Here is a 14,230-nt window from a genome sequence, read left to right as displayed (position 1 = left end):
CGCTGCTCGCAAGAAGGTCGTCGAGCTGATGGAAGCGGGCGGGTTCCTCGACAAGATCGAGCCGCACCGGCACACCGTGCCGCATGGCGACCGCGGCGGCGTGCCGATCGAGCCTTTCCTGACCGACCAATGGTATGTCAACGCCGCCGAGCTCGCCAAGCCGGCGATCGCCTCGGTGCGCGAGGGCCGCACGAACTTCGTGCCGAAGAACTGGGAAAAGACCTATTTCGACTGGATGGAGAACATCCAGCCCTGGTGCATTTCGCGCCAGCTCTGGTGGGGCCACCAGATCCCGGCCTGGTATGGGCCGGACGGGCATGTCTTCGTCGAGAAGACCGAGGAAGAGGCTTTGGCCGCGGCGGTCGAATATTACCTGGCGCTGGAAGGGCCGTGGAAGGCCTGGGTAGAGGACAAGCTCGAGAATTTCCAGCCGGGCGAGATCCTGACCCGCGACGAGGACGTGCTCGACACCTGGTTCTCGTCGGCGCTGTGGTCGTTCTCGACGCTCGGCTGGCCCGACCAGACGCCCGAGCTCAAGACCTATTACCAGACCGACGTGCTGGTGACCGGCTTCGACATCATCTTCTTCTGGGTCGCCCGCATGATGATGATGGGCCTGCACTTCATGGACGAGGAGCCGTTCCACACCGTCTATGTGCATGCGCTGGTGCGCGACAAGAACGGCGCCAAGATGTCGAAGTCGAAGGGCAACGTCATCGATCCGCTCGACCTGATCGAGGAATACGGCGCAGATGCGCTGCGCTTCACGCTGACTGTGATGGCGGCTCAAGGGCGCGACGTGAAGCTCGATCCGGCGCGCATCGCCGGCTACCGCAATTTCGGCACCAAGCTGTGGAACGCGACGCGCTTTGCCGAGATGAACGAGGTTGCGCGCAACGACGATTTCTGGCTGAACGACGCCAAGCTGCCGGTCAATCGCTGGATCCTCACGGAACTCACGCGGGCGGCGCGCGCGGTGACCGAAGGCATTACCAGCTATCGTTTCAACGAGGCGGCGGGCGCTGCCTATCGCTTCGTCTGGAACCTGTTTTGCGACTGGTACCTGGAACTGCTGAAGCCGGTGTTCATGGGCACGGACGAGGCCGCCAAGGCCGAGAGCCGGGCCTGCGTCGCCTTCGTGCTCGACGAAATCTACAAGCTGCTCCATCCAATGATGCCGTTCATGACCGAGGAGCTGTGGGCGCAGACCGCTGGCGAGGGCAAGGAGCGCTCCTCGCTGCTTTGTCATGCCGCCTGGCCGTCGCCCGACTTCGAGGACGAGGAGGCTGCCGCCGACATCAACTGGCTGGTCGACCTCGTCTCGGGCATCCGCTCGGTGCGGTCGGAGATGAACGTGCCGCCGGCAGCGATCGCGCCGCTGATGGTGATCGGCGCCAACTCGCTGACGCAGGAGCGGCTGGAGCGTCACGCCCAGGCGATCAAGCGGCTGGCGCGCGTCGGCGATATCGCGTTGGTCGACGCGCCGCCAAAGGGCTCGGCCCAGATCGTGCTCAACGAGGCGACGATAAGCCTGCCGCTCGGCAGCCTGATCGACCTCCAGGCCGAGGCCGCGCGGCTGCAGAAGGAACTGGCCAAGGTGACCGAGGAGATCGCCCGCCTGCACAAGAAGCTTTCCAACGAAAAATTCGTCGCCAACGCGCCGGAAGAGGTGGTCGAGGCCGAGCGCGAGAAACTCGCCGAATATCGCGAGGCGCAGGAGAAGCTTTCGGTGGCTTTGACAAGGGTTCGCGACGCGGGCTGAGCAGGAAGATTCGGCCTCGCTCCAGAGTCGCTTTCCGGTACGTTAGCTGCCTCGAAAATGGGCGTGTCGCTACGTTAATTTTGACGTAAACGGAAAGTTTGCGCCCCATTGTTGCCATAATGTAACAATGGGAGCCTGTCGGCCTCAAAATCAGCTGTTTTTGCGTTGTTTTGGGTCTTTTCTTCGCATTTTTTCTGCCGTTTGATCGCGGTTGTCGCGATTTGGGGCACCAATTGCGGCGCCTCTCACCATGGCGAAAATGCGTGCTGTCAAGGTGTACATGTACAGCTCTTGAAAACATTGTTGCGTCGTTAACCCGAATTGGTTCTAGCTTGAGCCACTTGTATTTCGGGGAGGGATTTCCATGAATATTCTGCGGCTCAAAGCTCTGGCGGGGGCAGGCTGCTTTTCGATCGCATTGATCGGCGCCGCGATGCATCCCGCGCATGCCGGCGGTCTGGAGCGCGGCGGCTACGACATCGATCTGCTGTTCGATCCGGCGCCTGTCGCAACGGAAGCCGAAGCGACCTATGTGATGCCGGATCGCAAGTACAAGAATGCACTTGGTCCTGGCGGGGCTCCCCTGGGCCCGGGCTTTAGTTCTACGGCAGACGGAGCGGAGCCTTACTGGGTCCCGCGCATCGGCGTCAAAGCCCAGGTCGTCCAGGGTGTCGACTGCATGTTCGACTACTCGCAGCCTTGGGGCGCACATACCGCGCCTGGTAGTAACTGGAATGGCGCGGTTTCGAACATTGAAACTGACATCAAGAGCGACAATTACGCGGCGACCTGCTCGTATAAGTTTGACGCGGGCAAAGGCCAGCTTCGGTTCCTGGGCGGTGTATTCTATCAGAAGGTCTACGGCTTCAAGGAAGGCTTAACAGACATCGGCTTTGGCCCCATGGTCGGGCGTGTCGATCTTGACAGCAGCGGTTGGGGGTGGCGTGCGGGTATTGCGTATGAAATCCCGGACATCGCATTGCGCGCCAGCCTTGTTTACAATTCGCAGGTGAAGCTCGACAACATTTCTGGCACGTTGGACATCGGTGGCGTCGTCTCCACCCCGATCTACGCTCCAACCCAATCCATGCCGGACACGGTCGAGTTCAAGCTGCAGTCGGGCATCGCGCCCGGCTGGCTCGCTTTTGGCTCGGTCAAATGGGTGAATTGGAGCGTTCTGCAGATTGTTCCGATTTGTACCGAACAGTCGAAGGCGCTCGGTGCCGCCTGTAACAGTGGCGTGGCGAACCCGGCTGTCAGACCGACTTCGCTCGACCTCATGTATCGGGACGGCTGGACCGTTTCCGGCGGCATCGGCCACAAGTTCAACGATCAATGGAGTGCCGCTGGCCAGCTTACTTGGGATCGCGGCACCTCGCATGGCTATGGTGTCCAAACCGACACTTGGACGCTCGGCGGCGGCGTTGCCTACACGCCTCGGCCAAACATCGAGTTTCGCTTGGCCGGGGCCATCGGAGTTATGACCAGCGGCCATTCCGGAACGCTTACCGACGAGAATGGTTTTATCGCGGGCGAAGACGCTACCTATGACGTTGGCAACGATCTGGTCACAGCGATTTCGGGTGGCCTCAAGATCAAGTTCTAAGTCTCTGAAAATTCACCGAAAAGGCCGGGCAATGCCCGGCCTTTTTGTTGTGTGACCGACCGTCCAGCCTGAACTCTCGGCCCGATATTCCAGATTCGCTGCCCAGCCGGCGCCTCATACGATTGTGACGTTTCGGCAACAGTTTATGAACAACCCCCGCGCTAAAAGCCTTGCCGAGGGAACTGCCCACTTCCCGCCATAAACCCGGAGCACCCGAGTTATGTCCCGGGATGCGTGCCAGGTTGGCGCGGCGAGGGGACCGGCCGCGGGGTGTGCGGCAAGGACGAGTATGGACGCCAAGGTAATCTCGAAGGCCAAGCTGCCCAGCCGCTACGTGACCGAAGGTCCGGCGCGGGCGCCGCATCGCTCGTATCTTTATGCCATGGGCCTGTCGGCGGCCGAGATCGCGCAGCCTTTGGTCGGCGTCGCGAGCTGCTGGAATGAAGCTGCGCCCTGCAACATCTCGCTGATGCGCCAGGCGCAGGTGGTCAAGAAGGGCGTTGCGGCCGCCAACGGCACGCCGCGCGAATTCTGCACCATCACCGTCACCGACGGCATCGCCATGGGCCACCAGGGCATGAAGTCGTCGCTGGTGTCGCGCGAGGTGATCGCCGATTCGGTCGAGCTCACCATGCGCGGCCATTGCTATGACGCCCTTGTCGGGCTTGCCGGCTGCGACAAGTCGCTGCCCGGCATGATGATGGCGATGGTGCGCCTCAACGTGCCCTCGATCTTCATCTATGGCGGCTCGATCCTGCCCGGCAGCTATCGCGGCCGGCAGATCACCGTGCAGGATGTGTTCGAGGCGGTCGGCCAGCATTCGGTGGGCACGATCAGCGATGCCGAACTGCTTGAGATCGAGCAGGTTGCCTGTCCTTCGGCCGGTTCCTGCGGCGCCCAGTTCACCGCCAACACCATGGCCACCGTCGCCGAGGCGATCGGCCTGGCACTGCCCTATTCTTGCGGCGCGCCGGCGCCCTACGAGATGCGCGACCGCTTCAATTTCGCCTCGGGCGAAAAGGTCATGGAACTGATAGCGAAAAACATCCGGCCGCGCGACATCGTCACGCGCAAGGCGCTGGAAAATGCCGCGACCGTGGTGTCGGCCACCGGCGGCTCGACCAACGCGGCGCTGCATTTGCCGGCAATCGCGCATGAGGCCGGCATCAAGTTCGACCTCTTCGACGTGGCCGCGATCTTCGAGAAGACGCCCTATATCGCCGATCTCAAGCCGGGCGGCAAATATGTCGCCAAGGACATGTTCGAGGCCGGCGGCATTCCGCTCTTGATGAAGACGCTGCTCGATCACGGCTATCTGCACGGCGACTGCATGACGGTCACTGGCCGCACTTTGGCCGAAAATATGGAGCACGTTGCCTGGAATGAGAGCCAGGATGTTGTGCGTCCCGCCAATCGGCCGATCACCAAGACAGGCGGCGTTGTGGGCTTGAAGGGCAACCTTGCCCCCGAAGGTGCGATCGTGAAGGTCGCGGGCATGTCGGAACTGAAATTCTCAGGGCCGGCCCGCTGCTTCGATTCGGAAGAGGAGTGCTTCGAAGCGGTCACGCAGCGCAACTACCGGGAGGGCGAGGTTCTCGTCATCCGCTATGAGGGGCCGCGCGGCGGTCCGGGCATGCGCGAGATGCTGTCGACGACGGCTGCGCTCTACGGCCAGGGCATGGGCGGCAAGGTGGCGCTGATCACCGACGGACGCTTCTCGGGCGCCACGCGCGGCTTCTGCATCGGCCATGTCGGGCCGGAGGCGGCGGTCGGCGGGCCGATCGGGCTGATCAAGGATGGCGACGTGATCTCGATCGACGCCGTGAACGGCACGATCGAAGTGGCCCTGTCGGACGCCGAGCTGGCGGCCCGGGCAAAGAAATGGAAGCCGCGCAAGACCGACTATCAGTCGGGCGCGATATGGAAATATGCGCAAACGGTAGGGCCGGCCCGCGACGGCGCGGTGACTCATCCGGGTGGGGCCAAAGAAACGCACTGCTATGCGGACATCTGAGGTGTTGAGGTCGTCTGTCTTTTCGGCACTGGTCGCGCTTGCGACCTTGGGCGCCGTCGGGCAGGCCATGGCCTTCGACGACAAGGTGTTCGACGACAAGACCGGCGTGAAGCCGCAGTCGAGCCCGTGGGCGGTGTTCCAGTTCGGCTTCTCGGCCTACAAGAGCGGCCACAAGGACCAGGCGGTCGAGGCCTATAAATACGCCGCCGAAAACGGCCAGATCGGCGCCACCTGGAAGCTCGCGCGCATGTATGCCGAAGGTGACGGCGTGACGCGCGACGACTATGCCGCCTTCAAGTTCTTCTCGGAGATTGTCGACCAGGATGTCGAGCCCGGCTCGCCGGAAGAAAGCTACGTTTCGGACGCGCTGGTGGCGCTCGGCGACTATCTGCGCAAGGGCATTCCCGGCACGCCGGTCGAGGAGAACGAAGTCGCGGCGCAGGAATATTATATGCGCGCCGCCGCCAACTACCGCAATCCGAACGCCCAGTTCGAGATCGGCCGGATGTTCCTGAAGGGCGAGGGCGGCGTGAAGGCGAGCGTCAAGCAGGCCGGCCGCTGGCTGCAGCTGGCAGCCGAGAAGGGCCACGCCGGCGCGCAGGCGACGCTCGGGAACCTCCTGTTCCAGAGCGGCAAGATCGTGCGCGGCCTGGCGATGATGACGGCGGCGCTTCAGCGGGCTCCGGCAGCTGATCAGCCCTGGATCCGCAGCATGCAGGAAGAGGCGTTCGCCGCGGCCGGCGAGGCCGATCGCCGGACCGCGATCTCGCTCGCCGACGACATCCTAACCAAGGGCAACAACGGCGATCAGTAAGCGTCGGATGCTCCCCCTTCGAGGGGTGAGGCCCGCGGCGCTCTAGTTTTCAGTCGGCTCCGTCGGCGTCGGGCCGGGCGTCGAGATCGAGGTCGGGTGCGGTTTTGGCGCGTCTCCCGGACATTCATCCTTGATCTTCGTCCAGGATGTGTTGTTGAGGACCATGTCGCAGCGGGCGAGATGGCTTTCGCCGGCAATGGTCAGGCATGCCGTCTGGCCGACATTGAAGGACTTGCCGTTGGCCAAACAGGTCGGCGCCGCCAGCGAGGGCGTCGGGGCGGCAAGCGCCAAGGCAAGGCCGACCGGCCTGAAAAGAAATCGGATCGCCATTCAACCCCCACAGCCACCCGCATCAAAGAGGGGATTTGTGGCGATATCAGGTCCAGGTCTGTTGAGATTCAGGTGATGCTTGCCTGCGAATGGCGGCTTCCTGCGCTTCCGGTGCTCACGTACTTTGAAGTACGCTCCGCTCCGGTTCTCGGAAACCACCTTGTCTGGTCGCTTCGCGCCCGTCTTCGACTCCGGCTCTGCCTGACCTGAATCTCAACAGACCCTGAGCTAAGGACTGGAACTTCTCAGGCCGGCTGCAGGCTGAGCTCGATCGCGACCGGCACGTGATCGGAGGGCTTCTCCCAGGCGCGGACGTGCTTTTCCACCGAGGCCGACGAGAAACGGTTGGCGGCTTCCGGCGACAGCAGCAGGTGGTCGATGCGGATGCCGTTGTTCTTCTGCCAGGCGCCGGCCTGATAATCCCAGAAGGTGTAGACGCCGGCCGAGTCGGTCACCGAGCGCACCGCTTCGGTAAAGCCGAGGTTCTTCAGCCGGCGGAAGGCCTGCCTCGTCTGCGGCTGGAACAGCGCATCGCCCAGCCAGTTTTCCGGGAACCGGGCATCGGCGGGTTCGGGAATGACGTTATAGTCGCCGGCCAGCACCAGCGCTTCCTCAAGCCGCAGCCGTTCTTCCGCCCAGCGCTCCAGCCGTGCCATCCAGGCAAGCTTGTAGGAAAACTTCCGTTCATCCTCGACCGGATTGCCGTTGGGCAGATAAAGCGAGGCGACGCGCAGAGCGCCCTGGTCGGTGGAAAAGACGCCTTCGATGAAGCGGGCATGGTCGTCCGCATCGTCGCCAGGCAGGCCGCGATTGACCTCGTCGAAGGGCAGCCTCGACAGGATGGCGACGCCGTTGAAGCTCTTCTGGCCATTGGTCTCGACATTGTAGCCCAGCGCCTCGATCTCGGCGCGCGGGAACTGCTCGTCCACTGTTTTGATCTCCTGCAGGCAAACGATGTCCGGCGCGCTTTCGGTCAGCCAATGGGTGAGGTTGCCGATGCGGGCGCGAACGCCGTTGATGTTCCAAGTGACGATCTTCATGCAGGCCTCGATGCTGTTCGGACGGAAGGCGTTCGACGAAGCGGATCGTATTGCCTGCGCGGACCTTTAGAAAGGCCGTCCGGCCGCATTCCTGCCAAAGCCAGGGGACAGGCACGCGCTACCCGGCTCGCACCGGTCATAGGCTTGCGAAGTCCGGTCGATCAGATGGAGAAGCTGGTGCCGCAGCCGCAGGAGGCGACCGCGTTCGGGTTCCTGGTCTGGAAGGACTGGCCCATCAGGTCGTCGACGAAGTCGATCACCGAGCCGCCCATATAGACCAGCGAAAGGTCGTCGATCAGGATTGTCGCGCCATCCTTCTCGATGGCGACATCGTCGTCGTTGCGATCGCCGACCAAGTCGAATTTATACGAAAAGCCGGAGCAGCCGCCGCCTTCCACGGAGACGCGCAGAGCCGTCTTTCCGGGTTCGCCGGAAACGATCCTGGCGATCCGCTTTGCCGCGGCGTCGGTCATTTCGACCTTCATGGCAGTCTTGGCATCCGCGCCCATCGGCGTCACCTTGCTTTCGGTTTCACATGATAGGTATGAAGCGGGCAGGCCTGAGTCAACTGGTGGGTCAATGGAAGAGCAGCGGGGCAAGGATGCTCTCGGCGACATCGGGTTCGGCTATCGGCCGCGCGCCGTCTATGCGAGCGACCCGGCGCTTTCGCGCGGCCGCCTGTTCCCGGAGGCCGAAAGCCCGACGCGCACGCCGTTCCAGCGCGACCGCGACCGCATCATCCATTCTACGGCTTTCCGCCGCCTGAAGCACAAGACGCAGGTCTTCGTCGCGCATGAGGGCGACCATTACCGGACCCGGCTGACGCATTCGATCGAGGTGGCGCAGATCGCGCGCGCCCTGGCGCGGGCGCTGCGCGGCGACGAGGATCTCGCCGAGGCCGTGGCGCTTGTCCACGATTTCGGCCACACGCCGTTCGGGCATACCGGCGAGGACGCGCTCAACGAGAAGATGGCCGCCTGGGGCGGCTTCGATCACAATGCGCAGTCGCTGCGCGTGGTCACAAGGCTCGAGCGGCGCTACGCCGAATTCGACGGGCTGAACCTCACCTGGGAAACGCTGGAGGGGCTGGTCAAGCACAATGGCCCGTTGACCGATGCGAGCGGGAGGGGGCTCAAGGGTCCGGTGCCGCAGGCGATCCGCGATTATTCGGAGCTGCACGACCTTGAGCTCGACCGCTTCGCCGGCATCGAGGCGCAATGCGCCGCGATCGCCGACGATATCGCCTACAACACCCATGACATAGACGACGGTCTGCGCGCGGGCCTGTTGACGCTGGAGATGCTGGAGGAGGTCGGCTTGCCCGGCTCGATCCTGAAGGGCGTGCGCGCCAAATATCCTCAACTCGACGATGTGCGCACCGGCCACGAGCTGATGCGGCGGCAGATCACCTTGATGGTCGAGGATGTCATCGCATCGACCACCGCCAATATCGAGCGGCTCAAACCGGACAGCGCCGATGCGGTGCGCGCGGCGGGCGAGACCTTGGTGACCTTTTCGGCAGGCATGGCCGCGGCCGAGAAGGAATTGAAGGCTTTCCTCTACAAGCATCTCTACCGGCACCCGGAAGTGATGCGGGTGCGGGCCGACGCCGAACAGATCGTGCGCGAGCTGTTCGACGTCTATTTCGCCGATCCGCGCGCCATGCCCGATGGCTGGCGCGAGGGGCTCGACCGGGCCGAGGATCGCATCAAGGCGCGCAGCGTCGCCGACTTCCTGGCCGGCATGACTGACACCTATGCCTTGAAGGAACATCGGCGTCTGTTTGACCATACGCCCGATTTGAGCTAGGGCGAGCCTCGATTTTGCCGGCCGTTGGGCCGGTCGCCTCTTAAAGCCCAGAGCACTTCCAATGAATATCTTCGCCGATTTCAACGCGCGGATCGTAAAGGCCGTCGAAGCCCTTGACCTGAAGGACAAGGAGGGGGCCGCGCTCGACCTGTCGCGTATCGCGGTCGAGCCGCCGCGCGATGCCAGCCATGGCGACCTCGCAACCAATGCGGCGATGGTGCTGGCCAAGCCCACTGGACAGAACCCGCGCGCGCTTGCCGAGAAACTCGCCGAAGCGCTGCGTGGCGACGCCGATATCGCGTCGGCCGAGATCGCCGGGCCTGGCTTCGTCAATCTCAGGCTCAAGGACGCGTTCTGGCATACGCATCTGACCGCGTTGCTCGGCGAGGGGCGCAATTATGGCCGCTCGACCATCGGCGGCGGCCGCAAGGCCAATGTCGAATATGTCTCGGCCAACCCGACCGGTCCGATGCATGTCGGCCATTGCCGCGGCGCCGTGGTCGGCGACACGCTTGCCAATCTGATGGCCTTCGCCGGCTACGACGTGACCAAGGAATATGTCATCAACGACGCCGGCTCCCAGATCGACGTGCTCGGCCGCTCGGCGTTCCTGCGCTACCGCGAGGCGCTTGGCGAAGCCATCGGCGAGATCCCGCCCGGGCTTTATCCGGGCGACTACCTGATCCCCGTCGGCCAGGCGCTGGCCGAGGAATTCGGCCTCGGCCTGCTGGAGATGCCCGAAGACGAGGCCCTGGCGATCGTCAAGGACCGCACCGTCGATGCGATGATGGCGATGATCCGCGAGGATCTGGCGCTGCTCAACGTGCATCACGACGTGTTCTTCTCCGAGCGCACGCTGCATGCCGACAACGCCAGGAAGATCCGCGCGGCGATCGCCGACCTGACGCTCAAGGGGCATATCTACAAGGGCACGCTCCCCCCGCCGAAGGGGGAGAAACCTGACGACTGGGAGGACCGCGAGCAGACGCTGTTCCGGTCGACCGCGGTCGGCGACGACATGGACCGGGCGCTGGTCAAGTCGGACGGTTCGTTCACCTATTTCGCCGCCGACGTCGCCTATCTCAAGGACAAGGTCGAGCGCGGCTTCGTCGATCTCATCTATGTGCTTGGCGCCGACCATGGCGGCTATGTGAAGCGGCTCGAGGCGCTGGCGCGGGCGGTGGCCGGCGACACGGTCAAGCTCACCGTGTTGCTTTGTCAGCTCGTCAAACTGTTCCGCGACGGCGAGCCGGTCCGGATGTCGAAGCGGTCCGGCGATTTCGTCACCTTGCGCGATGTCGTGGAGGAGGTCGGCCGCGACCCGATCCGCTTCATGATGCTCTACCGCAAGAACGACGCGCCGCTCGATTTCGACTTCGCCAAGGTCACGGAGCAGTCGAAGGACAATCCGGTGTTCTACGTCCAGTACGCGTCGGCGCGCTGCCATTCCGTCTTCAGGCAGGCGAGCGAGCAGCTCGGCGAGGCGAATTTCGACCGCAACCGGCTCGCGGCTTCCGTCGCTGCGCTGGCCGACGAGGGCGAGATCGCGTTGATCCGCAAGCTGGCTGAATATCCAAGATTGATCGAATCCGCGGCGCTTTCCCTGGAGCCGCACCGGCTCGCTTTCTACCTTTATGACCTGGCTTCAGTCTTCCATGCACAGTGGAATCGCGGCCACGACAATCAGGACTTACGTTTTGTTAAGGTTAACGACCGAGAATCAACCTATGCCAGACTAGGGCTGGTGCAGGCTGTTTCGGATGTCTTGACCTCCGGCCTGACGCTGATCGGGGCAGACGCGCCCACGGAAATGCGTTAGGTTTAACTAAAAAACCTGTCACCTTTTGCCCACATTGCGCTGGTAAGGGCCAACCCTGCGCGACGTCCATGGCGTCCGACTTTGTGCGAGTTCGGGAACAATAATGGCAGACAGAACCCCGCTGAAAGTAGCCGACCACAACGATATCGCCGACGATGATCCGTTCGCGGAACTGACCCGGATCATGGGTTTCGACCCGCGCCAGCCGGTAAGACAGCCGGCCCCCGCGGCCGAGAAGGCCATGCCGGCTCCTCACGTTGCGGAGGCTGACGATTTCGACATCGACCTCGAAAAGGAGTTGATGGGCGAGTTCGATTCCGTCGAGGAAAGCGCGCCGGTCGCTCAGCAGGCTGCCATCCACCAGATCAGCCATGAGCCGGCCGTCGAGGCCGCCAGCGCCGCCGTGAACGACGACGAATTGACGGCGTCCTTCGAGCAGGATTTCGTCTTTGACGACGCGGCTGATCACGCCGACTTCGCCGTGGCGCGCGCACCGGAGCCGCAGTTCGCTCCAGAACCGCACTTCGCCGCGGAGCCGGAAGTCGCGCCAGAGGCGCATTTCGCATCTGAGCGTTTCGAGCCGGAGCCGCAGGCCACCCCAGAGCCGGAAGTCGCTTTCGACGATGATTTCGACAACGCCGTCGCCAGTTCGCTCGATATCGCGCCGGTCGAAGATGACCTTTCGATCGATCATGAAATGGCGGCCTCGCTGGACCAGGATTTCCAGCTCGACCATCACGAGCCGGCCGACGCCCGTCAGGATGCCGTCGAAGCCATGCAGGCCGCGAGCGAAGAGGCGTTCGACGCCGATTTCGACAGCGCGGTCCACATGTCGCTTGAAGACGAGCTGTCGTTTGAAAGCCATGAGCCCGAGCAGCATGCGCGGGCCGTCGAGCCGGTCGAAGCTCATGCAGCCGCCCCGCTGATCTCCGAAGATGATTTCGCCGGCCATTTCGATCAGACGCCGGGCGATGACATCAATCTCGGCCAGGATCAGGATTTTCAGGAGCCGGAGCTGTCGCTCGCCGACGAGCCGGCCGCGATGGTCGAGGCGGAGGCCGCCCAATTTGCCGCTGAGCCGGAACCCGCCGCGCCCGAACCTTCCGCCGCGCTGACCCTCGATGACGATTTCGAGCTGAGCTTCCGCGACGCGCTGAATGAAGAGCCGCAAGCTCCGGCCGTCGAGCTCGCCGCCGCCTTGCAGCCGGCAGAGTCGGCTCCGGTCGTGGCTGCTCCAGTCCCACCAGTTGCCGCTGCTCCGGTCCCTCCGGTCGCGGCAGTGGAACCGGCAAAGCCGGCCGCCAGAGAGCGCAGCCTGGAGGACGAGCTCAACGCGCTGCTCGGCGCCATGACCGCTCGGCCGATGCCCACGGTCAAGGAGCCTGCTCCCGCGCCACGGCTGGTTGCGGAATCCGCGAGCCACGCCGGTGGGAACACGGCGGCCGACGATCTCGACTGGGATCTCGACGAGCGCCAGCCGGCGCAGGACCGGCAGGACGCGCAGCCGGCCGACAGCGACCTGGACGACCTGCTCGCCAACGAGCTCGACCGCCAGGATTTTGCAGCCTCGGCCAAGGCCGAGCCCTCCAGCGCCGGACCTTCGGCGGCCGAACAGGACATTGATTTCGACGACGACGCCTTTGGCGCCGCTTTCGCCCGGAGTATCGAGGCCGAGCAGGCGGGGGCCGCCAGCGCGAGGTCTCCGGCAAATTCGTCCGATTGGATGCATCCGACGCCGGTCGAGCAGACAAGGTCTTGGAGCCGTTCGACCCCGACCGCCGCTCCGCCGGTGCAAGCCTCATTTGCGGCACAGCCGGCCCCAGCGGCGCCGGTGCAGGTGGCAGCGCCTTCAGCGCCGCTGCAGATGACCGCGCCTGCTTACCGCAACGAGCCGGCCCCGGATTATTCCGCCCATGCCAAACCGGCGCAGGCCCCGATGGCTGCGCCGCAGCCCCGCCAGCATGACGAGGTCCCGGATGTCGAGACGGTCGATGTGCCGGAGCGCGTGGTCGCGCTCGCCGACGACCTCGACATTCCGGAGCTCAGCTTCGAGGAGGATCAGCCGGCGGCGGCCGCTTATGACGATCTGGACGCGGAATTCGCGAGCCTGCTCACCGACATGAACGCGACGGAGATCGCGTCGGCGCCCGTGCAGAACCGTGGCTATGACGACGAAACCTACAGCGCCGGCTTCAATGGCTATGACCGTCGCGACTTGCGGGCCGAGGCTCCGGCGGCTCCGCCCGCTCAGGCTTCCTTCGCTGCCGCCAACGATTACGACGCCGACGATCTGCCCGGCAGCCGACCGGTCTCACAGGCGGACGAATTCGCTACCGACGAGCTCGATTATGATCCTGAGCTCGAAGAGGCGATGGCGATCCCCGGGCTTGCCGAGCGTAAGGCGGCGCAGCCGCGCCGTCGCGGCATGATGATCGCGGGGCTGGTCGGCGCCGTGGTGGTTCTCGGCGGCCTTGGCGCGCTGGCCTTCTCCTTCGGAGGCAAGGGCGGCAGCGAGGCTCCGGTGATCGTCAAGGCCGACAATTCGCCGATCAAGGTGAAGCCCGAAAATCCGGGCGGCGCGGTGGTGCCGAACCAGGACAACAAGGTTTATGACGCGGTCGCCAAGGGCGGCGGCGCGGCAAAGCCAGCCGAGCCGGTGCAGCAGAAGCTGGTGAACACCACCGAACAGCCCGTGGACCTGGCCTCGAAGGAACCGCCGCCGAGCCGCGTGGTCGATCTTTCGACCACCGACGACGACGCCGCGGCCGGCGCTGATGCCGCCGGCAATACAAGCTCGGCGTTGCCCGGTGTCGAACAAGCCGCTGTGCCCGAAAGCGCCCAGCCTGCCGCACCGGCAAGCGCGCAGCCGGCCGCGCCGGCGCCGAAGTCGGAAGACCGCATCGCGCAGGTGCTGCAGCAGGATGCCGCCAACACCGCCAACAACAACGACGTCGTCGCCGTCGCGCCGCGCAAGGTGAAGACCATGATGGTCAAGCCTGACGGCTCGCTGGTGCCGCGCGAGGATCCGGCTCCGGC

At 64.1% G+C, this 14,230-nt stretch carries 10 protein-coding genes; 7 read left to right on the top strand and 3 right to left on the bottom strand.

The features are described from left to right. The 4 genes from EOA28_RS08090 to EOA28_RS08075 all read left to right on the top strand — a co-directional run. Nucleotides 1-1,762, top strand: a 1,762-nt coding sequence (locus EOA28_RS08090) for a valine--tRNA ligase (protein WP_128314801.1), incomplete at its 5' end; no start/stop codon positions are given. Between the two features lie 364 nt (nt 1,763-2,126). After that, the gene (locus tag EOA28_RS08085) at nt 2,127-3,368 is read left to right on the top strand and encodes an OmpP1/FadL family transporter (RefSeq protein WP_127252171.1); all 1,242 of its coding nucleotides are present in this window, start codon (nt 2,127-2,129) and stop codon (nt 3,366-3,368) included. Nucleotides 3,369-3,657: 289 nt separating this feature from the next. Next, nucleotides 3,658-5,382, top strand: coding sequence for a dihydroxy-acid dehydratase (ilvD, locus tag EOA28_RS08080; protein WP_126082279.1), 1,725 nt, complete (start codon nt 3,658-3,660; stop codon nt 5,380-5,382). After that, entirely contained in the window at nt 5,369-6,196 is an 828-nt protein-coding gene (locus EOA28_RS08075; RefSeq protein WP_126060391.1) for a tetratricopeptide repeat protein, read from the top strand. Before ilvD ends, EOA28_RS08075 begins: the two co-directional genes overlap by 14 nt. A 42-nt stretch (nt 6,197-6,238) precedes the next feature. On the opposite strand, the gene EOA28_RS08070 is transcribed toward EOA28_RS08075, so the two are convergent. The 3 genes from EOA28_RS08070 to erpA all read right to left on the bottom strand — a co-directional run bounded on the left by EOA28_RS08070 (nt 6,239) and on the right by erpA (nt 8,075). Continuing rightward, nucleotides 6,239-6,526 carry a hypothetical protein gene (locus EOA28_RS08070; RefSeq protein WP_127252172.1) on the bottom strand — a complete coding sequence of 96 codons (288 nt, stop codon included), beginning with the start codon at nt 6,524-6,526 and terminating at the stop codon, nt 6,239-6,241. Nucleotides 6,527-6,771: 245 nt separating this feature from the next. Then, the gene (gene xth, locus EOA28_RS08065; RefSeq protein WP_127252173.1) at nt 6,772-7,566 is read right to left on the bottom strand and encodes an exodeoxyribonuclease III; all 795 of its coding nucleotides are present in this window, start codon (nt 7,564-7,566) and stop codon (nt 6,772-6,774) included. Nucleotides 7,567-7,727: 161 nt separating this feature from the next. Then, a complete protein-coding gene (erpA, locus tag EOA28_RS08060; RefSeq protein WP_128314800.1) occupies nt 7,728-8,075 on the bottom strand; it encodes an iron-sulfur cluster insertion protein ErpA in 348 nt (115 codons plus the stop codon). 70 nt (nt 8,076-8,145) lie between these two features. On the opposite strand from erpA, the gene EOA28_RS08055 reads away from it, so the two are divergent. The 3 genes from EOA28_RS08055 to EOA28_RS08045 all read left to right on the top strand — a co-directional run. Continuing rightward, nucleotides 8,146-9,375: a deoxyguanosinetriphosphate triphosphohydrolase gene (locus tag EOA28_RS08055; RefSeq protein WP_127252174.1), complete on the top strand. Its 1,230-nt coding sequence runs from the start codon at nt 8,146-8,148 to the stop codon at nt 9,373-9,375. Nucleotides 9,376-9,436: 61 nt separating this feature from the next. Beyond that, nucleotides 9,437-11,194 (top strand): arginine--tRNA ligase, encoded by a 1,758-nt coding sequence (argS, locus tag EOA28_RS08050; protein ID WP_127252175.1) that lies wholly within the window; start codon nt 9,437-9,439, stop codon nt 11,192-11,194. Between the two features lie 103 nt (nt 11,195-11,297). After that, nucleotides 11,298-14,230: SPOR domain-containing protein (locus EOA28_RS08045; protein WP_128314799.1), on the top strand; the 2,933-nt coding region annotated here is incomplete at its 3' end.

Origin of the sequence: Mesorhizobium sp. M2A.F.Ca.ET.067.02.1.1 (genome assembly GCF_004023285.1) — a bacterium.
Classification (GTDB): domain Bacteria; phylum Pseudomonadota; class Alphaproteobacteria; order Rhizobiales; family Rhizobiaceae; genus Mesorhizobium.
Note: the sequence above shows the minus strand (reverse complement) of the source record. Positions and strands in the feature narration are given on the sequence as shown.